Below are 21,276 nucleotides of genomic sequence, written 5' to 3' on the forward strand. Positions count from 1 at the left end.
AACAGCAGAGTGATATCCAATTATAAAATCGTATGCATTGCCAATCAGTTTTTACTCATATTAAAGATGAAGACTCAGCGATAAAAACGCTCAGGTCCGAATTGACACAACAGAACTTGTCTTACGTGATGTGTTACTACACGGAAGAATACAATTTCGAGTTGATTCGAGAAGCGTTTCTTGCGCATTTTCCTGGTGTGCCTTTTCATGGCGCCAGTTCATGTCAAGCCGTAATGACAGATCAGGGCTTTCATACAGGACCAGTAATTGCGGCACTTGCTGTTTATGATACAGGTCCTCATGCTTATGGTACTGGTATTTCTAATCACAACTCAGGTGACAGCGTCACCAATGCTTTGGATATGGCCCTTGAGAACGCAAACCGTGTAGGAGAGGTACCAAACTTAATTCTACTTCATGCTACACCAGGGCAAGAGGAATCAATCATTGCGTCTATAGATGAAAGATTTGGAACTCTAATTCCAATTATTGGTGGTTCGGCCGCTGATAATAACATCGCTGGGAAATGGTCTGTGATAACCGCCCAAGGCTCTCAAACTTCAGGTTTAAGCTTAACTCTCTTTTACTCCTCTCAACCTGTTGATATCGCTTTTAGCGCTGGGCATACACCAACTAATATCAAAGGTGTTGCAACCAAGATCAACGATAGATGCTTACTTGAAATTGATAATGAACCTGCGCTCAATGTTTATAGAAGGTGGACAAATCACCAGGATAACCAAGTAGGTAAAGATAATATGCTGTTTACAAACTCGAGTGCTTATCCATTAGGGCGGATCGCAGGTCATCTCTATGATCGCCCATATTACAAATTATCCCATCCGATCCGTGAGACGCCAGATGGTGGAATCGAGTTGTTTACACGAATAGAAGAGGGTGACGAGCTCACATTAATGAAAGGAAGTCGTGAGCATCTCGTTGCGCGCGCTGCAAAAGTCGTCAATGCCGCTTTTAACCAAAAATTAGAAGAGTCTCGAAAAATTGGAGTGATAAATATCTTTTGCGCAGGTCCCATGTTGCACTTAATGCAAGACATGAATAGCGTTTGTGAACAAATTAACCAAGAACTAGAACATTTGCCTTTTATTTGCCCTTTTACTTTCGGCGAGCAAGGTAGATTTATTGGTGGTGAGAATGGACATGGAAACCTGATGATTTCATCGGCTATATTCCATAAACCTTATGAAAGATAAATACTTAGACATATATCAACAGGAAGCGCTTCAAGAAGCGTTAGTTGAGCTAAAGCAGGCTAGACAAAGAGAACGACTACTCGCTGATGAAAACAAGGCCATTCTTTCCGCGATATCTGCGATGAGTGAGGCAAAGAATCGGCATGAGATATTTACGGGATTAAACAATGTCCTCAAAAAGTACATCAGCTTCGATGATTTTATTGTACTGACTCGTGATGGTGAACGATATCCCTTCAAGACATTGATATCAACTAATAGCGTATTTGATAATGTATCCTGGTTACACGGTAACACCTATCAAAGAGCTCTCAATGGTGAATGCATTCTACTGTTCGAGCCAGATAAACTCGCTGAGTTTGTTAACTTAAACAGCTTTATAAAAAGCCATGTAAACTCGGTCGTTTTAACTGGTATACGTTCAGAAGTAACGCAAACCGTAATCCTACTTATTGGAGCTCAGAAAGGGCACTTTAGCATAGAGAATAAGGAAACCTTGAGGCGGTTTCGTCCCTTAATTGAAAGGGCGGTCATTGATATCGAGACCAAAGAGAAGTTACAACGTATCGTTGAAGTAAGAACAACTCAGCTCGCTAAAGCAAGAGAAGAAGCAGAGCTTGCGAACCGGTCTAAGTCGGAGTTCTTAGCGATGATGAGTCATGAAATAAGAACCCCTTTAAATTCCGTTCTTGGAATGCTAGATATACTGAAGCAATCAACCTTGTCAGAAGAACAAATTGATGCTTTGAGCCAAATGGAGTGCTCTGCAGAGTTACTTCTCGCGATAATCAGTGACATTCTTGATCTTTCTAAAATCGAGTCAGGTCGCTTTCAGCTCAATGAACAATGGATTAACTTAAGAGACACTGTCACTTTTGTTATTTCTCAGCAAAAACAAATAGCTAAGAAGAAAAATCTTAAATTCAAGCTCAACTGTACTGTCACTAATGACAAACAATTTTGGATTGACTCCACGCGGTTATCTCAAATTCTGTTTAATCTAATAGGGAATGCAATAAAGTTTACAGACGAAGGTGAAGTAAAAGTTTCTGTATCTGAGCAAGATGCTGAACTTGTGATCTCAATATCTGACACTGGAATTGGTATATCTAAAGCAAAGCAAGAGCACTTGTTTACGGCATTTCATCAAGGAGACCGTTCCATCACGAGACGCTTCGGTGGTACAGGACTGGGGCTCGCAATAACCAAGCATTTAGTCGAAATGATGCGTGGAAAGATTGCCGTTAAAAGTGATGAGCATGTTGGTTCAACCTTTACGATTTCGATTCCAGTTTTGACTCGTTGTAATCAAAATCGTCCAGTTAGAATCGAAACCAATCAACCGACAAAAGCAATGGAACTTCTCGTCGTAGAAGATACCGAATCGAATCAGTTCGTAATAAAGCTTATCTTAAATAAGCTTGGCCATAATGTTCATATCGCAAGCCATGGAGCAGAGGCATTAACATTTTTAGAAGAGAATGAGGATTTAATCGATTTGATTCTCATGGATGTCTCGATGCCAGTGATGGATGGAATTACCGCAACAAGACTTATTCGAGATAAAGGTCTCAGGACCCCAATTATAGCGTTAACTGCACATGCGCTAGAAAGCGATCGAGATAAATGCCTGGATGCCGGTATGGACGGATTCATTTCCAAGCCAGTTAGAAGACAAGATATCTTTGAAGCTATACAGTCATTTCAATAAGCAAAAAGGCGTTAATATAGATCTTAACAATCGATAGATTATTAAGATCTATATTAAGTATTTTATGGTAAATAACCATTATGTTTAATACTTACAGTAAGGCCCTTAAATTTAAAATCTGCAGGGGAATAGGAGCATACTCAGACAGCATTTAGCGTACGGCAATACACAATTTAACATAACACATATAATGCGCACCAAGGAGTGAGATCTCAAAGCAATAATGTCCGGTTTTAGCTACTTTAAAATGTCCTCCTAAGATTAACAACATTGTTTGCTTTTGAGGCTTTAACCGAGGTTCCTGTGGACTTGCAATCGCTAGTTTGGTTTGTGGTTATGCTTACGAAGCAAATCAAATCTCTTATTGAAAATTGATGCGCGCTTAGTCCCCGACTTACTGGCGTGTCCTTCCGTAAGCACCTGAATCAATCTATGTATGGTGATGATGGCTAACTCACTGAATTTGCCATTCAATGGCATCACGATTACTAACTTAAGCGCTACCAAACAAAAAAGCCTTTCATACTCGCCTCGTACAACAGCAAAAATCAGCTAAACGCTCTAATCGCTCCGCAACGAAATCTGCCAAAAATCACGAGCTCAGTTCATTCGTTCTTAATCAAGGTGTTCTGAAACATTTATAAGCCTGTAGTTATATGGAGACGAATGTACTTTTCGGGGAATTTGTAACGATAGCGTTTTCCTCTCTTCAAGTTGGACTTAACGTACCTACACACTTTTTGGTCACCACTATTGGTTACTCTTTTTATTACTGCGTTTTTACTTTTGTGCTCCATTTCTATCATGACGTCACAATAACCTTGATAGCCATCAAACTTATTGTCTACTTTCTTTTGAAGCTTAGTCTTAATTTTTTTAGCCAACAGGTTCGTTTCTGAATCGTCAGCAAAAACTGAATTACTTGCAAAGATCAATACCATTAAAGTTACAACGTATCTCATCGTTTTGGTCCGTTTATGTTGTTGATTGTTCGATGATAAGTAATTTTTCTGTAGATACGAAAATGGGACGCCACATTGCGTCCCATTTAACATGATGAAGTAACTGATATGTAATTAAGCGCGCTTCTTGCCTTTGTTTGCTTTGAAGCCCTGGTGCGGAAAAACGTTACGAATCCTCTGTTGAACTTTTTTGGGAATGCCTTTGGAAAAGCTTAAGCGCATTCCTGTTCGTTGGCTATACACCTTCATTTCACCAGTAAACGGGTTATGCTCACTAATATCCTGTAAGTTGTGTTTGAAAGAAGGAGGTAGATGCCCTTTTACGTTACTAATATGGCCATTATCGAACTTTACTTTTAACACCGGCCTATCGACTGCGATCAACCAAAAGATCACGATGGCTGCAATTAAGATTACATATAACATTTGGCACTCCCTATCCTAGCTAGATAGCAATTTACTCAAATCCTCTTTAATTGAGGTAACTTTTTGACTCGCTTTTTCACTTCTCGACGCTTCGGAAAGCAAATATTCAATTGCGTCAGATAACGTACAACCAAGTTCATTCGCTCTACTAGAAAGCTTTTCCCAAACTCGGTAATCTAAATCAATGGATTTCTTCTTTGTATGGACTTGCTCTGCATTGAAGTGACGTTTCCGTTTCGCTCGGATAGCCTGCTTGAGTTTATTATCTAACTCTTCTGACATGTGGTTTTCTATCCAAGCTAAGACAAGTGTAGGCTCGTGTTCAAGGCGTTTTAGTTCTGCGACCGCTGCATCTGCTTCGCTTGTATCAATATGTCGGGTAATCGCTTCACCATCTTTCCATTTTTTGATGAGATACTTCCATTTCCACCCACATTCTAGATTCTCAAGCTGCTGATATTTCATTTGTTCCGACCCATAAACATAACCTAGTGACAGCGTAACCCAGATGGTTTACTTGGGCAAATAAAACTCTTAGAAGTATCGATGTTGATCACTCATTTGTCTAAGTATTGTTCATTGAGAGATGAATGCCGAGAGCAAACCAAATTGGTGCTAGGGTGTTATAGTCCGTTTCGTTATAATGTCGGCAAGATTGAATTACGATGAATTTTAATGAACCAACTTAATTGGCAAGACGTAACACCTTCACTTGAGCAGTACGAAGCACTTTTAAAGTCTGCACCTTCGTTACCAAAGAAGTCTTTTACTGATCTCCAACCGAGAATGTCGGCAACGATATCTCGTTTTTCAAAAATTTCCGGATTGACGCGAGTACTACTCATTAACTGCGTAGATAATTCTGTATATAGAGAGTTCATCAGTAAAGCTCTTCAGAGCCAGTCTAACGCTGCGATAGTTTTTTCGGAATCACTTGATGCCAAACGTTTATTTGACCGTTACAGTGTTGATGTAAGTGGTGATATTGCCTTCCAACCTGGTTTAATTTCACAGGCAGATAACGGTTACTTAATTGTACCGGCTAATCTAATTTTGGCTAACCCAGGGCTTTGGCCAAATATAAAGTCTGCAATTCAACAAAACCTTATCGAGCCACTGAACCTAAGCCCTACTCGTTTACCTACTTCAGTACCGCAAGCTAAAGCTTATGATGTAAAACTGATTGTAACAGGAGAAAGAAGTCAGTTAGCAGAGCTAGAATACATCGATGAAGACTTCTGTTCTGGCTTTGCCATGTATACGGAAGTTGAAGAAGATATTCATCTGTCAGAGCAGAATTTGACAGATTACTTTGGTTTAGTGAACTGGATATGTTCTCAATATCAGCTGCCTCACTTAACTGAATGTGGTTTTAGAAGATTGTTGCTAGCCGGTATGAGATTTACTGAAGATCAACATTATCTGCCTTTAGGAGTAATGTGGCACTCTCAACTTCTAACGCTTGCCAGCCAGTTCAGTGATGGTCACGCATTAGATTACAAGTCGTTAGATAAAGCGATTGACGACAAGTATTACCGAGAATCTTACCTTCCTCAGCGTGCCGTGTACGATATTTTAGATGGACAAGTCATCATTGAGACAACTGGGGAACAAGTTGGTCAAATCAATGGCCTAACCGTTATTGATATGGCTGGGCACCCTGTCAGCTATGGTGAGCCTGCACGAATATCTTGTGTAATTCATTTTGGTGATGGCGATGTTTCCGATGTTGAGCGCAAAGCTGAGCTTGGAGGCAATCTACATGCAAAAGGCATGATGATTATGCAAGCTTTCTTGAGCTCTGCTCTGAAACTGGATGAACCACTGCCTTACTCTGCCTCCATCGTATTTGAACAGTCTTATAGTGAAGTTGATGGTGACAGCGCATCTCTTGCAGAACTTTGTTGCTTGGTGAGTGCTTTATCTGAATCTCCAATTAATCAACAAGTTGCTGTTACAGGAGCTGTTGATCAGTTTGGTCGAGTGCAAGCCGTCGGTGGCTTGAACGAAAAAATTGAAGGCTTTTATCAGGTTTGTAAACATCAAGGTTTTACAGGAAATCAAGGTGTTGTGATGCCAAAATCAAACCTTAAACACCTTGCATTACATAAAGATGTAATAGAAAGCATTAAAAATGGTGAGTTCCATATTTGGTCCGTTTCTACCGTAGATGAAGCTATTCCGATTGTAATGAATAAACCTTTTAGAGGTGAAGACGATAGCATTATTGGCAAAATAGCGGAACGTATTGAAAACTTTGAAAGACATGAGCATCCAGAAGGAATTGTGCAGCGCATCAAAAACTGGTTTGTCTAGTACTGATCGGAGTTGTTTAGCGTACACGTGTTCACTAAGATGCAGCTATCAAAAATTGGAGTAATTGATAATGCAAAACAAACGTGATTCTTATAACCGTGACGATCTACTTGCTTCTAGCCAAGGCGAACTGTTTGGGCCTGGTTACCCTCAGCTTCCTGCGCCAAACATGCTAATGATGGATCGTGTTACTAAAATGTCTGAGACTGAAGGCGATTTTGGTAAAGGTTTGATCTTGGCGGAATTGGATATTACTCCAGATTTGTGGTTCTTTGACTGCCACTTCCCTGGCGACCCAGTAATGCCGGGTTGTCTTGGCCTTGATGCGATGTGGCAACTTGTTGGTTTCTTCCTTGGCTGGGTTGGTGGCAAAGGAAAAGGTCGTGCTCTGGGTGTTGGCGAAGTGAAGTTTACAGGTCAGATCCTGCCAACAGCGAAAAAAGTGACGTACGAAATCCACATGAAACGCGTTGTAAACCGTAAACTTGTGATGGGTTTGGCCGACGGTCGTGTATGTGTGGACGGCAAAGAAATCTACGTAGCAAAAGATTTGAAAGTTGGCTTGTTCCAAGATACTTCAAGCTTCTAATCTCGATTTTAATCGATTTATTAAGGCTCCTATTTAGGAGCCTTTTTGTTGTCGAGTGTTAACCTACTTCCCTATGTCCCTATAATGTAGAAAAGGCTCCGTAGAGCCCTTTCGAATCCTTCTTTTTGTATGTGGAGAGTTTATTTGTAGAGACCAGATTGTCTTTCATCTCTGGCATCACGCCAACCACCTAACCAATACGACCGAGCATCAACTTGTTGATATGGGCAAGCCTCTTGAGACCTTCCATTCAACCCAGCTTTGTAGCCTTGAGATTGAGCTCGTTCTAGGCGATCACGCTTTTGTCTCTTCATAGTTAATTCCTCATACAGGTCCATTTACTAACGTACAGCTGTTATTGTGAAACTTTGATGGAGTTTTTATGACTCCACTTATAAGAATCGATCAAAGTAGGCAATTTCTCAAGGCATAAAAAAAGCAGAGACTCAAATGTGTGAGCATCTGCTTGATTTAAAAATTACTGACGATTTTTAACTATTTTCTACGGAACCCAAACAATCCAAGCATGGTCAAAGCTAACCAACCAAGGCCTGCACCTTGACGCTCTGTCGTCGTTGAGTCAATGCTTCGAGATACGATGTCGTCCTTAGTTGCGTCAGCAATAGGTACTAGTTTGACTGCTACAATTTGCTCTTCAGAGCTACATGTCGCATTGTTTGCTGTTGTGCTATAACCACCTGCACATTTCATAGCTGTACCAGAGATCACACCTGCATCATTGATATCAGTTGCGTCGATAATACGGAACTGATTGTTTTGTTCAGAGTAATCACCGCCATTAGTCAAACTGTCTAGGAACCAAGCTTTTCCATTAAACAATGTTGCAGCACGTTCACTAGTCTCGCCACCTAGGCTATATGGATAGATAAAACCGCGCTTACGACGTGGCTTGCCATCGTCTTCACGAGTCGTTTCTGCATCAAGTTGCCCGACGATTTCATTGTAAGAGTTGATACCGCCCATCTTACCGCCCGCACCGCTAAAGAAAATGCCAGTAGTTGGGTAAAAAGCGCTAATAGAATCCTTACGAACATCATCTACGATAAAGAGACGATTCGGAGCAGAGCCCGTTGGCATTAAGTATCCGCCCGAACGTTTTGCTTCACCAATAGCAACAAAATTAGAGTTAACGTCGGTTAATCGTGAGTTTGTATGAACCGTATCATCACCCTCGCGCTGTCTAGCTCCTACAACAACTTTGTTTTTCCAAGTTGCGTTTTCAACGCTACCTTCGGCTTCTAGAGTTCCGACAAAAACAGTCGCATTCAGGTAGTTATCATCACTGTAAGTGTTGTAACCTACGCCATAGACCGTAGTTCCATCAGTGACAAGGTCACGCATGCTCCCTTGAGCTAACCTTTCTCCATCTTTAGATGTGCCACTTGGCCAAGCCAATTCACTGACGGTTCCGCTTTGATCCCAAATCGCTGCTTTTGATGTGTGGTGAGATCCATTGGTATTGCTTGCTGTTCGAGAAACACTGCCAACAGTAAAATTGCCGTCTGTGCTCCAAGCATGGCTTTGCACAACACTTGCGTCACCATCGCCAGTAAGAATATTTGGCTCTACTGGTGCAACTACGGTATTTCGTGTTTCTAATGTAGAAGTATTTTTTGTGCTAACTTTACTCTGATTACCGACAGCTGCACCATCCTCGGTAAGCTGGTTGATAACATTGTTATATTCATTTTTATAAGCAGCAGAATCTTCTTCTATGAACGCTAACGCATTAGAAGTAAAGTCTTTACTACGTTCTTTATTCCACGGCGTCCAGTTTACTGAAGCCCATGAGTCACAGGTGGAATAGCGAAGCTGGTTGTAACAGTAACGCTCAAAGTCTTTGAGTTCTTGGATGTAATAAAAGCCAGCGTCTAATCCGAATGGGATTTCTTCACGATAGCTGTTCCCATCCACGGCTTGTGTCGCTGAAATCGGTGTAGTGCGAGTTTCCATTGCAAGTTTAAACTGCTCTGGCGTGCAGTTTGCTGCTGCATCAAAGCAGCCTAGAGCGAAAGGTGAACCTGTTGAAGGATCTGTACCTGCATTGCCCTGTTGAATTGCAACCCCGTAAGCCGTTTGGTAGTCACCGTTTGAACCATGATCCTGAGGTGAAACCTCAACAACTTGATACAATGCCGCCTGTGCGTTCATTGTGGTACCAACCATCATTGCAATGGCGGTCAATTTGAATTTATTACTACAATTCATTGAATTCTTAACTATCCTGTTGCATTGCTTCGAGTTCTTCCCATCTCTCGAATGCGATTTCCAACTCCTGCTCTAATGCAGCAAGCTGTTCCAATACCGGCTGAGTTTGCTCTACAGGTTTAGCAAAGAACTCTGGATCGTTCACTTGCTCCTGAAGGCTCTCGATATCCGACTCTAATTGTTCAAGTTTAGCTGGTAGAGCCTCTAATTCTCTTTGCAGCTTATACGATAACTTCTTCGAATTGTTCTTAGGTTGCGTAGTTTTGGGAGTTTCCTCAACCACTTTCTCTTTCTTTGTTGGTTTTTCAACCTGACTGCGCGAAGCAAGAACTTGGTCACGCTGCTGTTTAGCATCATGATAACCACCAACGAACTCTTCGATTATACCGTTACCCTCAAAAATCCAGCTGGTTGTTACTGTGTTGTCTACGAACTCACGGTCGTGACTCACTAACAATAATGTACCCTGATAATTGGCAAGCATTTCTTCTAAAAGTTCCAACGTTTCGATATCCAAATCGTTAGTTGGTTCATCAAGAATAAGTAAGTTGTTTGGTTTCAACAAGATACGGGCTAGCAATAATCGGTTTTTCTCACCACCAGAAAGTGCCTTAACCGGGGTTCTGGCGCGCTTAGGTGCAAATAAGAAGTCTTGAAGATAACTCAGCGCATGACGCTGACGTCCCCCAACCATTACTTCTTGTTTCCCATCCGCTAAGTTATCGATCACTGTCTTTTCTGGATCCAAAATCTCTCGGTACTGATCAAAGTACGCGACTTCTAATTTTGTTCCGCAGTGTAAACGACCAGACTGCGCTTCCAATTGCCCTAGTAGCAATTTAAGTACCGTACTCTTACCGCAGCCATTTGGTCCGATAAGTGCAATACGGTCACCACGCATGATGTTAAAGCTAAAGTCGTCGACAATTGTCTTGCCTTCGTAAGCAAAAGATACATTTTCTGCTTCAAATACAATCTTACCTGAACGAGAAGCATCATCGATGTTTAGGTTAACTTTACCTTGAACTTCACGACGGTCACGACGCTCTTCACGAAGTTTTTTAAGGGCTCGAACACGGCCTTCATTACGAGTACGACGTGCTTTAATGCCTTGACGAATCCACACTTCTTCCTGCGCTAGTTTCTTATCGAACTCAGCATTTTGCATTTCTTCGACGCGAAGCATTTCTTCTTTGTCATTCAAATACTGTTCGTAATTACCAGGGAAAGAAGCTAATTGACCGCGATCTAAGTCAACGATGCGTGTCGCCATCGACTTGATGAATGCACGGTCGTGAGAAATAAAGATGATCGAGCCTTTGAAGTCTTTTAAGAAGTTCTCTAACCATTCGATCGTTGTCACATCGAGATGGTTTGTTGGTTCATCAAGAAGCAATACATCAGGATCACAAACCAGCGCACGAGCTAAAGCAGCTTTACGTTGCCAGCCACCGGATAGATCGGTCAGTTTGGTTTCTGGGCTTAGTTTTAAAGCGCCAAGTACGTTCTTAACACGGTCATCAAAGCGCCAAGCGTTAGAATGATCAAGTTGCTCTTGAACTTTCGCCAAACGGTTAATGTTCTTCTCACTTGGGTCTTGAGCAACAAGATCGAGAAGATCGTGATAGATCTTCAATTGTTCGCCGATTTCAGCCAAACCGCCAGATACGTATTCGTAAACCGTACCCTCTTGATTGCGCGGTGGATCTTGTTCAAGCCGAGAAACTACTACGTCTTGAGTTATTTGAATCTTGCCATCATCCAACAAAATGTCGCCGGCAAGCACTTTCATTAACGTGGACTTACCTGCTCCGTTACGACCAACTAAACAAACGCGTTCGTTTTCTTGAAGAGCGAACTCCGCTTTGTCTAGCAATGGGTGGTCACCAAATGCAAGTTGTGCGTTATGAATGGTAAGTAATGCCATTATTATCCAACCAATGTGTGAGTTGTTCTAAGTCAAACGGCCAGTTCAACTCAGAATCTTGATATTTTAATACGGGTATTATGACGCCGTAACGAGAAAATAGTACATCATCGAACGCAATATCAATGATATCTGTTTGCTCGGCCAAACCGACTTGGTCTACTAGAGCAAATGCCATCTCACAAAGATGGCATCCCTCCGTGCTATACAATATCAGCACGTATTAATCCTTTTGTTTATACTACGCGTGCGTTACTAGCCAACAGTTATGAATCTGTTTATTACGCGAAAAATCTAATGGTAACGTTTGAGAAGAAATATTCTGAGCCTTCAAACCCAATTCAGCGAGTGATTCTTCATCCATCTTGAAGTGACGTTTGTTATTTGAAAATACGATTGTGCCTTCACTTCTCAGTAAACGTTTGAGGTTCTTCATTAGCTTAATGTGGTCACGTTGTACATCGAATGATGTTTCCATACGCTTAGAGTTAGAGAACGTAGGTGGGTCAATAAAGATCAAGTCGTACTCACCTTTTGCGTTTTCTAGCCATTGCAAACAGTCCGCTTGTTCATATTTATGTTGGCGCCCTACACAGCCATTAAGCTGCATATTGTCTTTCGCCCAGTTCAAGTAGGTGTTTGACATATCGACAGTTGTAGTGGAACGCGCACCACCAACTGCAGCGTGCACTGTTGCACTACCAGTGTAAGCAAACAAGTTAAGGAAATCTTTACCCTGTGCCATTTCGCCAAGACGACGACGAGTGATCTTATGATCCAAGAACAGGCCTGTGTCTAGGTAGTCATGAAGGTTCACGATCAGCTTCACACCGTACTCGTTTACTTCGAGCGTCTCTGATACCTGACCTAATTTTTGGTACTGGCTTCGACCTTTCTGCTTCTCACGAACTTTCAGTACAACTTTGTTCGCTTCAACACCGGTCACCTGAATCGTCGCACGGATAATGTCCGTTAGACGACGCTTGGCTTTTTCTTCAGGGATGTTCTTAGGTGCTGCGTACTCTTGAATCACAATTTGATCGCCGTACACGTCGATCGCTACGTTGTATTCTGGAAGGTCTGCATCGTAGATACGATAGCAGTCTAGTTTCTCTTTACGAGCCCACTTGCCAATCTTGCCAATGTTTTTCTTCAAACGGTTTGAGAAGTCTGGTGCGATTTGAACGTTAGTATCTGCACCTTTAACTTCATCAGCGCTGCGCTCGGCAATGCTGTAGTTCTTTTGGTGACACGGTAACGCACCGTTGTTCAATTTAAACTGTTTATCAGCGCGCATACGAAGGCAACTCAAGAGCTCGTCTGAGCTCGAGAAGATAGATGCTTTACATCCGCCAAACTCAGATTTTAGCTGTCCACCGAATGCGGTATAGAGCGCAATCAGCCCCGGCTCAGTTCCTAGACGCTCACCGTAAGGTGGGTTTGAAACGATAACACCGTGTTCAAATCCTGCGGGACGAGTAATAGTTGCAGCATCACCTTGCGCAAACTCAATCAACTCTTCAACACCTGCTCTGCGGGCGTTTTCTTGAGCGACTTTTAATACTTTGGGGTCGTTATCGAATCCAAAAAACTTAGCGTCAACTTTCTTGACACCCCGTCTAGCTTGAACATTAGCCTCTGATTTAATCTCAGCCCAGGTCTCCGGTTCAAAGTCTTCCAAAACTTCGAAGCCCCATTGTTTGCGCTTAACGCCAGGTGCCATGTTGGCTGCCATCATTGCCGCTTCAATAAGCAAAGTACCAGAACCACACATTGGATCGAGTAATGGTTGATGCCCATCCCAGCCACAACGCATGATAATCGCAGAAGCAAGCGTTTCACGTAATGGCGCACGACCCGATTCTGGTCGATAACCACGCTGATGAAGACCACTACCTACCATGTCTATCCCAAGCAACGCTTTATCTTTATGCAAACGAACGTGAATACGAATATCTGGGCGTTCTTTGCTGATATTAGGACGTGGCAAGCCTTTATTCTCAAAGCAATCTACGATGCCATCTTTGACCTTCATAGCTCCGTATTGGCTATTTCTAATCTCACGGTTTGTGCCGTTAAAGTCCACAACAAAGCGTTTAGAGCTATGAAATTGGTTAACCCAGTTAATAGTGGAAGTGGATAGATACAAGTCCATGTCGTTGTTACACGTGAACTCAGATAAAACACGTACAAATCGAGACGCTAAACGGCTCCACAAACAACAGCGATAAACCTGTTCGTTTGTCGCTTTAAATTTTACGCCTGCCTGTACTGGTTTCGCATTTTCAATGCCTAGTTTAGTCAGTTCTTCAACAAGCAAATTTTCCATGCCATTTGAAGTTACCGCGAGATATTGATTCATAGTGTTCTTTCGCTGATAAAAAATGGCTTCAATTATACCTGACTTTACGATCAATGCCTCGTTTTTAAAGGTATTTTCCCACCCGTTAGTTCAAATCATCACCACTCAAATGATCTAAAACTTTCAACATCTTTAGTTTGAATGTTTTTCATTCATGAACGTATTTTGTTTCCTTTAGAAGAAGTGAATACTTATTTACATGCATTTTGGTATATACCAGTCGTGATTGGTTGATGTAAATTACTTACAAATGCCCTTTATAGGGGAATAAATAGGGTTGTTTTAGGCGCTAGGTTGCCTAATTAAAGGAGTAATCAAATTGAAATAAGTAAAATAAAAGTGACCAGCTTCATGTTTGCATGCATAGAAAACAAACAGTTTCATGGTCTTTCGGATTGGAGTGTCAGAGGAAAGGACAAAAAAAATCGACCCAATAAGGTCGATTAAGGCAAACAAAGGAACGAAATAAAGAAAAATTAAACCGCTTTAACCCACCATTGCCATAGGGGTCATTGCAAAGAGGTGGTTTGCACAAGCCATGCGATCATACATTACTTTAATCGGCTGCCCAAATTGAAGCGCCTTATTGCCATCAAGAACAAAGGCTTCTTGGTTAACATAAGCACATAAGCTCGATGTTTCGCCTGGTTCTAGAACGATGAACATACCATCAGAATATTGATTTGTGAGAAAGACCATGTCCCCTTCTTGAGGTTCATAATCAGAGGACTGTGCATCGAAGAACCAGCTCTTAGGCTGTACAGGTTTATGAAAACGCTTTGCAGCAACACAATACAGTGTTAATTCAGCTTGGCGATATTCACTGATATCGAGACAACGAATGCGCTCATTAAACGTTTGAAATGCGCTGGCGTCATCAACGGTAAATTCACTGTTTGAGAAGGCACAGTTAACCAACAATTTTCGGGATAGATTGGTTTGGAAAATCATTTCCTCCCCCAGATCCAGCATTAAGCAAGCTTTTTGCTCGTCAAAATACCAATTCCATTTGTCGCTGGGTTTAAGCATTATTCCGTTCTCTCTTGACTAGTTAAATCAGTGGTAAAGAGGTAAGACGCTTAATTACCTACTCGTGATTTTTAAATTCTACAAACGAACGGATAAAAAAAAAGAGGAAACAAAGTCCTCTTTTTTATGTAACAGGTACTGATTTTTCAGTAGTTTTTGATGTATGTGTTAAAGATTCTTAACAATATCACGTACGAGACCTGGGCCGTGGTAAATAAAGCCAGTGTAGACTTGAACAAGTTTAGCGCCTGCCATGATCTTTTCTTTGGCTGCAACATAGGAATCTACACCACCAACACCGATAATTGGAAGTTTGTCTCCAAGCTCTTCATGAAGCTTACGTAAGACCTCCGTAGAGCGTGATTGCACAGGGCGACCACTCAAGCCACCTGCCTCATTGGCGTGTCTCATCCCTTCTACGATCGTGCGATCCAAAGTTGTGTTAGTCGCGATCACACCATCTATATTGTTTTTCAATAAAGAATCGCAGATTTGGCAGATTTCATCGTCACTTAAATCTGGCGCAATCTTTAATGCTAACGGGACATACTTGTTGTACTTCTCTGATAACTCCGCTTGTTTCGCTTTTAATTCGGAAAGCAGTTCATCAAGCGCTTCACCATATTGAAGTGAACGAAGACCTGGAGTGTTTGGCGATGAGATGTTTACTGCAATATAGCCAGCATACTCATACACTTTTTCCATACAAATCAGGTAGTCCTCTGCCCCTTTCTCAATTGGCGTATCTTTATTTTTACCGATATTAATTCCGAGAACACAATTGAATTTTGCTCGTTTAACATTCTCGATCAAATTATCAACGCCTAGGTTATTAAAGCCCATGCGGTTGATGATCCCTTCTGCTTCCACTAAACGGAATAAGCGTGGTTTATCATTACCTGGTTGTGGTCGTGGCGTTACAGTGCCGACTTCGACAAAGCCAAAGCCCATGGCATCAAATGCTTCAATACATTCGCCGTTTTTATCTAAACCAGCCGCAAGACCAACAGGGTTACGGAATGTTAGACCCATACACTCAACTGGACGAGTTGGTAACTGTTGGCGGTAAAAGAGATCAAGTGGTGTGCCGTTAAAGCGTTGGAAGTTCTTGATTGCAAGATCATGTGCCTTCTCGGCATCGAGTTGGAAAAAGCCAGTTCTGGCTAGACGGTAAAGCATTGTGCCTCCGAAAGAAAAAAGCCCCGTATAAACGGGACAATATTATTTACCGTTTTTCATCGTAATTCAATGAAAATGAACGTAATAAGTAAAAACCTATATCTTTATAAGATTTTTAAATATAAAACAAACAATTACAATCAAGTTTCTGCGATAAAAATCGTAACTAACCGCTTAAAAGCAATCGATTTCACTCTGTTTTAATTTCAATTCAATGTGACAATGTAACTATTTTCGTTCCAAATGTGAATAATAGATAATAAAAAGCCCCGTTAAATAACGAGGCTTTTACTTATGACTTGATTATTCCACTACTCTTTCGATGAGCAGTTGAGGTTTAAAAGTACTAGCTCTCGAAGTGCTACAGAGAACTTAGCAAATTCGTGTACTGAGCCAACTTTGAACTCGTTTAAGATACTCTCCCAGCGGTGCAACGATTGCTCGTTAGTTTCAATCCAATCTTCTAACGCAGCCATCACGTCAAGCTCTTCGGTTGAGCAGCCACAAGTCAGTACCTGAGCGGTAAGTTGACGTTGTTGCCAGTCCAGATCTTCACGGAATGCCGCTCTTGCAAGTGCTTGCCAGTTGTTATCAACGGCTTGGCTATTAATTTGCTTCAAGAACCAATGCAACGATAAACGGTCACCCAAGTTAAAGTAGAGTTTCGATGCTTGCTCAACCGTTTTACCTGTTTCACTTGCTACTGATGAAATATCCAGTGCAGATTGTAAGCTTGATAAGCGGGCAACTTGGTGAGCGAGTTTCTCTTCAACCCCTTTCTCTATCCAACCTTGAGCCAACTCATTGTGTTCTTCAACTTCAGACTCAACTAACATAGTGTCTAGGGTTTCAGTGATAACATTGACATCTTGCTTGTAGATAGCAATCAACTCACCGACCGTGCATTTGCCGCTACGGTTACGAAGCAACCAGCGTGCAATTCGACGCAGTGCTCGGCGCACGTAAAACATAATTTCGTATTGAGCTTGCGCTGTCGCAACGTTATCAAGTTTGCGAGTTTGCTTGAGGATTTCTTCTAAATCAAAGATTTCTCTAGCCGCACTGTAAGCGTTGGCAATATCGACAACACTTGCACCAGTTTCTTCTTGCAAACGAGTAACGAAGTTACAGCCCATTTCATTAACCATCTGGTTAGCCAATGCTGTAGCGATAATTTCAGCTCGCAGTGGGTGATTAACCATTTGATCTTTATAGTTACGTCGTAACGCACTTGGGAAATATTCAACAAGTTGTTTTGCATGGAATTCATCATTTGCGATTTCATCCGTAACAAGTTGCTGTTTAAGTACCATTTTACCGTAGGCAACTAACACTGATAGCTCAGGGCGAGTCAGACCTAGTCCCTGTTTTTCACGCTCGATTAGCGTTTCATCATCAGGAATGTATTCGAGAGCACGATCCAAGTACCCTGCTTTCTCCATAGTGTGGATGAATCGAATTTGCTCCTTAACAATGCCAACACCTTGCTGTTCAGTAACAGAGATCGACTCCGACTGACGGTAAGCATCATCCAAGACAATTTCACCCACTTCGTCTTCCATAGACTCTAGAATTTGGTTACGTTGCTTAACCGTAAGATCGCCATTTGAAACCAGTCCATTGAGGAAGATCTTGATGTTGACTTCATTATCCGAACAGTCAACGCCACCTACGTTATCAACGAAGTCCGTGTTCACTCGACCGCCAGTTAGTGCGTATTCGATACGACCAAGCTGAGTCATACCCAAGTTACCACCTTCGCCAACCACTTTGGCTCTTAAGTCACGGCCGTCAATGCGCAGCATGTCGTTAGCACGGTCACCAACATCTGTATGAGTTTCTGTCGATGATTTAACGTAAGTGCCGATACCACCATTCCAAAGCAGATCGACTTTCATTTTCAAGATCATCTTTATCAGATCGTTAGGCGCTAAAGATGCTTTCTTAGTACCTAACATTTTCTGAATTTCTGGCGTCAACTGGATCGATTTTGATCGACGAGAGAAGATGCCACCACCTTGAGAGATCAAGTCTTTGTTGTAATCTTCCCAGCTTGATCTTGGCAGATTAAACAAGCGGTTACGCTCTTCCCAGCTGCTGGCTGAATCTGGATTTGGATCAATAAAGATGTGCATGTGGTTAAACGCAGCTTGCAATCGAATATGCTTCGATAACAGCATACCGTTACCGAACACGTCACCTGCCATATCACCTACACCGATTGCAGTAAAATCAGTGGTCTGACAGTTGATGCCCATTTCACGGAAGTGACGCTTAACAGATTCCCAACCACCTTTTGCGGTGATACCCATTGCTTTGTGATCGTAACCGTTTGAACCACCTGAAGCGAATGCGTCACCTAGCCAGAAGTTATATTCTGCAGAAACAGAGTTTGCCAAATCTGAGAAGGTTGCTGTGCCTTTATCGGCAGCCACTACTAGATATGGGTCATCTTCATCGTGACGAACAACGTTTTGTGGTGGTACTACTTCTCCTTCAATGATGTTATCTGACACATCTAGCAGTGCACGGATAAAGCGTTTGTAACAACGCTGACCTTCCGCAAAAATTTCATCACGAGTGGTGAGAGATGGCTGGCGTTTACAAACGAAGCCGCCTTTTGCACCCACTGGTACAATTACAGTGTTCTTAACCTGTTGCGCTTTTACTAAGCCAAGAATCTCCGTACGGAAGTCTTCTTGACGATCTGACCAACGCAAACCACCACGAGCCACTTTTCCACCACGAAGGTGAACACCTTCAATATCTGGTGCGTAAACAAAGATCTCGAATGCAGGTACAGGCTGCGGAATCTCAGGAATATCGCTTGGCTTCATTTTCAAAGATAACCAAGGCTTAGGCTGCTTATTCTCGTCTACTTGGTAGTAGTTGGTACGAAGCGTCGCCATGATCATTTCAATATAACGACGAATAATACGATCATCATCCAAGCTCTCTACACGATCCAACTGCTCTGTTAGCTTTTTAATTAGATCGTTTTGGCCTTTCTCGCTGCCTTTGTGTTTCGGATCAAATCGCTTGGTGAACAGCTTGACTAGACCTGTCGCTAAGTCTGGGTAGTGGCTTAGCGTGTCTTCGATGTACTGCTGACTGAATGGGAAGCCGACTTGGCGCATGTATCGTGCGTAAGCGCGAAGAATGGAAATCTCACGGCCAGATAAAGACGCACCTAATAACAATCGGTTGAAACCATCACTTTCAAGATTACCCGCCCAAATGGCAGCAAATGCTTGTTGGAAACGATCACGAGCTTCACGAAGGTCAACGGTTTTCTCGCTCTTATGCAGCATAGAGAAGTCAAGGATCCAGAAAGTCTGCCCGTTGTTTTTCTCGATCTCATATGGCGATTCGCCAATCACACGCAAACCAAGGTTTTCCAACATCGGCATTACGTCAGAAAGGTGAATTGGTTCATCGCGATGGTATAACTTTAAGCGGACAGCTTTGGAATCTGCACCCTCTTCTTGAGGTCGGTAGAACAACATGCCAAGTTTATTATCATCACTTAACGCTTCTAAGCGCTCGATATCTGCAACCGCAGAACCTGGCATCATGTCCTCTTTGTATGAGCGAGGGAACGCACTCATATATTCTTTTGAAAGAGGAAGGCCTTTACTTTCACCAAAGTTAGCAATGATGGATTCTTTTAGTCTGTCATCCCAAGAGGTAGAAACTTCCATTAGATTTTGCTCGATCTTTTTCACGTCTACGTCAATGTTGTTATTGTCTACACGAACAATGTAATGTGTTCTCGCTAGTGGGCTTTCTGAGAAGTACGTTGTAAATTCAACCTCTTGCTCGCAACCAAAGTACTGCTTAAGAATGCGTTGAGTTTGACGACGCAATTCTGTGTTGTAACGATCTTTAGTGACATAAACCATGCAACTGAAGAAACGACCAAATGGGTCTTTACGAACAAACAAACGCAGCAAGTCACGATCTTGCATTTGTACAACACCCATTCCCACCTCAAGCAGCTCTTCTTCATTAGCTTGAAGCAACTCGTCGCGTGGGTAGTTTTCTAAGATATTGTGCAATGCTTTGTATGAGTATGATCCGTGACGGTATCCACTTGCTTCAAGGATACGGTCAACTTTTTCGCGGATCAAAGGAATACTTTGTACCGCTTGGTTGTAAACGGCGGAGGTATATAAACCAGTAAAGCGATGCTCACCTATTACTTTACCGTTTTCATCAAACTTCTTAATACCGATGTAATCAGTATAAGCCGGACGGTGGATACGAGATGCTTTGTTACCTTTGGTGATGATCAGAGCGTATGGTTTTTTCGCTTCTAATCGCGCTGAATCTGATAATTCAGAGAGCTTGACGCTACGCACGCGCTTGTCATCAGCAAACAGACCTAGTCCTTTTTCTTTAGCAGGAACAAGTTCGGTATCACCATTGACCTCTTTTAAGTCATAATCTTTATAACCCATAAAGGTAAAGTTATGATCTTCTAGCCAACGAAGAAATGCGATCGTTTCATCCATACGATCAGTTTGGATAGAAACACGATCTTTATTTTTCTCAAGTTCATCAGTAACAAACTTAAGCTTATCAACCATCTGCTTCCAGTCATCAACGACTAAGCGAGTATCAGATAGAATTCTTAACAGCTCTTCTTTAAGCGCTTGCATCTCGTCTTTACTAGTAAGGCGGTCTACCTCTATGTGGAAAAGTGATTGAAGAACACCACCCTCACCGTTTACGTCTGTAACTTGGCCTTTTTTATCACGCTGAATCTGTGTTGGGTTATTCAACATTAGGTGACAAACAAGATCCAAACGTGCTAAAGCCATTTTGACTGAGTCCACTAAGAATGGACTATCTGGAACAACAATTTCTACGATTGTGTGTGTGGATTGCCAGCCTTGACGACTTACGGTCGGGTTAAATACTCGAACCGAAATCTCTTCTGGTTTTTTTTCATTGATATGGTGCCAAAGGCTAACGACAGCACCATAAAGGTCGGATTCGTTTCGCTGAATTAGATCATCATCAGCAATGTTACTGAATAAGTGTTGAGCAAGTTTAGTTACAAGCGTTTGGTGAGAAAGCTCGAGTTTGTCTTGAATCAGTTGGTAAACCTTTTCAAGCAGAACCGGCACTACATTTTCACGCGCGGTCATATTCACACTCCACATTAGAATTGTTGTTTTGTAGGGGGACTTAGTAGCTAGGTTGTTACCTTAGAAACTAAGCATAGGTAATGCATGTGCCCATTGTAAAAGCATAATTACAAATGTTTAACAACTAATCGTAGTGGTAAGAGGTGAAATGTCCGATTCTGTGACTAAGATTCCTATTT

At 42.0% G+C, this 21,276-nt stretch carries 15 protein-coding genes; 4 read left to right on the top strand and 11 right to left on the bottom strand.

Going from position 1 to position 21,276, the window contains the following annotated elements; translation table 11 throughout:
* Positions 1-32: 32 nt before the first annotated feature.
* Complete coding sequence (locus tag R7O12_RS06995; protein ID WP_318104588.1) at positions 33-1,214, top strand: FIST signal transduction protein; 1,182 nt, start codon at positions 33-35, stop codon at positions 1,212-1,214.
* Complete coding sequence (locus R7O12_RS07000) at positions 1,204-2,925, top strand: ATP-binding protein (protein WP_054574154.1); 1,722 nt, start codon at positions 1,204-1,206, stop codon at positions 2,923-2,925. The genes R7O12_RS06995 and R7O12_RS07000 overlap by 11 nt, the downstream gene beginning before the upstream one ends.
* Positions 2,926-3,563: 638 nt before the next feature.
* Here R7O12_RS07000 and R7O12_RS07005 read toward each other — a convergent pair.
* The 3 genes from R7O12_RS07005 to matP form a co-directional block, all read right to left on the bottom strand.
* Positions 3,564-3,887 carry a hypothetical protein gene (locus R7O12_RS07005; RefSeq protein ID WP_318104590.1) on the bottom strand — a complete coding sequence of 108 codons (324 nt, stop codon included), beginning with the start codon at positions 3,885-3,887 and terminating at the stop codon, positions 3,564-3,566.
* 114 nt (positions 3,888-4,001) lie between these two features.
* Complete coding sequence (locus R7O12_RS07010; RefSeq protein ID WP_005377468.1) at positions 4,002-4,313, bottom strand: DUF3634 family protein; 312 nt, start codon at positions 4,311-4,313, stop codon at positions 4,002-4,004.
* 15 nt (positions 4,314-4,328) lie between these two features.
* On the bottom strand, positions 4,329-4,778 hold the full coding sequence (gene matP, locus R7O12_RS07015) for a macrodomain Ter protein MatP (protein WP_005396497.1): 450 nt from the start codon (positions 4,776-4,778) through the stop codon (positions 4,329-4,331).
* Positions 4,779-4,988: 210 nt separating this feature from the next.
* Between matP and R7O12_RS07020 the strand changes: the two genes are divergently transcribed.
* Both R7O12_RS07020 and fabA read left to right on the top strand, forming a co-directional pair.
* A complete protein-coding gene (locus R7O12_RS07020; protein WP_005377458.1) occupies positions 4,989-6,629 on the top strand; it encodes a Lon protease family protein in 1,641 nt (546 codons plus the stop codon).
* 70 nt (positions 6,630-6,699) lie between these two features.
* Complete coding sequence (fabA, locus tag R7O12_RS07025) at positions 6,700-7,218, top strand: bifunctional 3-hydroxydecanoyl-ACP dehydratase/trans-2-decenoyl-ACP isomerase (protein WP_005390081.1); 519 nt, start codon at positions 6,700-6,702, stop codon at positions 7,216-7,218.
* 140 nt (positions 7,219-7,358) lie between these two features.
* On the opposite strand, the gene rmf is transcribed toward fabA, so the two are convergent.
* The 8 genes from rmf to R7O12_RS07065 all read right to left on the bottom strand — a co-directional run bounded on the left by rmf (position 7,359) and on the right by R7O12_RS07065 (position 21,097).
* Entirely contained in the window at positions 7,359-7,532 is a 174-nt protein-coding gene (gene rmf, locus R7O12_RS07030; protein ID WP_005377453.1) for a ribosome modulation factor, read from the bottom strand.
* Between the two features lie 181 nt (positions 7,533-7,713).
* Positions 7,714-9,447, bottom strand: a complete 1,734-nt coding sequence (locus R7O12_RS07035; protein ID WP_318104594.1) for a DUF3466 family protein — start codon at positions 9,445-9,447, stop codon at positions 7,714-7,716.
* A 7-nt stretch (positions 9,448-9,454) separates the two neighbouring features.
* A complete protein-coding gene (locus R7O12_RS07040; protein ID WP_005377449.1) occupies positions 9,455-11,374 on the bottom strand; it encodes an ABC transporter ATP-binding protein in 1,920 nt (639 codons plus the stop codon).
* A complete protein-coding gene (locus R7O12_RS07045; protein ID WP_080276907.1) occupies positions 11,352-11,594 on the bottom strand; it encodes a glutaredoxin family protein in 243 nt (80 codons plus the stop codon). Before R7O12_RS07045 ends, R7O12_RS07040 begins: the two co-directional genes overlap by 23 nt.
* A 21-nt stretch (positions 11,595-11,615) precedes the next feature.
* Positions 11,616-13,736, bottom strand: a complete 2,121-nt coding sequence (rlmKL, locus tag R7O12_RS07050) for a bifunctional 23S rRNA (guanine(2069)-N(7))-methyltransferase RlmK/23S rRNA (guanine(2445)-N(2))-methyltransferase RlmL (RefSeq protein WP_025766615.1) — start codon at positions 13,734-13,736, stop codon at positions 11,616-11,618.
* A gap of 486 nt (positions 13,737-14,222) precedes the next feature.
* A complete protein-coding gene (locus R7O12_RS07055) occupies positions 14,223-14,765 on the bottom strand; it encodes a cell division protein ZapC (protein ID WP_318104597.1) in 543 nt (180 codons plus the stop codon).
* A gap of 168 nt (positions 14,766-14,933) precedes the next feature.
* A complete protein-coding gene (gene pyrD, locus R7O12_RS07060) occupies positions 14,934-15,944 on the bottom strand; it encodes a quinone-dependent dihydroorotate dehydrogenase (protein ID WP_318125718.1) in 1,011 nt (336 codons plus the stop codon).
* A 311-nt stretch (positions 15,945-16,255) separates the two neighbouring features.
* Positions 16,256-21,097 carry an NAD-glutamate dehydrogenase gene (locus tag R7O12_RS07065; RefSeq protein ID WP_005377441.1) on the bottom strand — a complete coding sequence of 1,614 codons (4,842 nt, stop codon included), beginning with the start codon at positions 21,095-21,097 and terminating at the stop codon, positions 16,256-16,258.
* Positions 21,098-21,276 lie beyond the last annotated feature (179 nt).

It is taken from the genome of Vibrio sp. Vb1574, assembly GCF_033338675.1.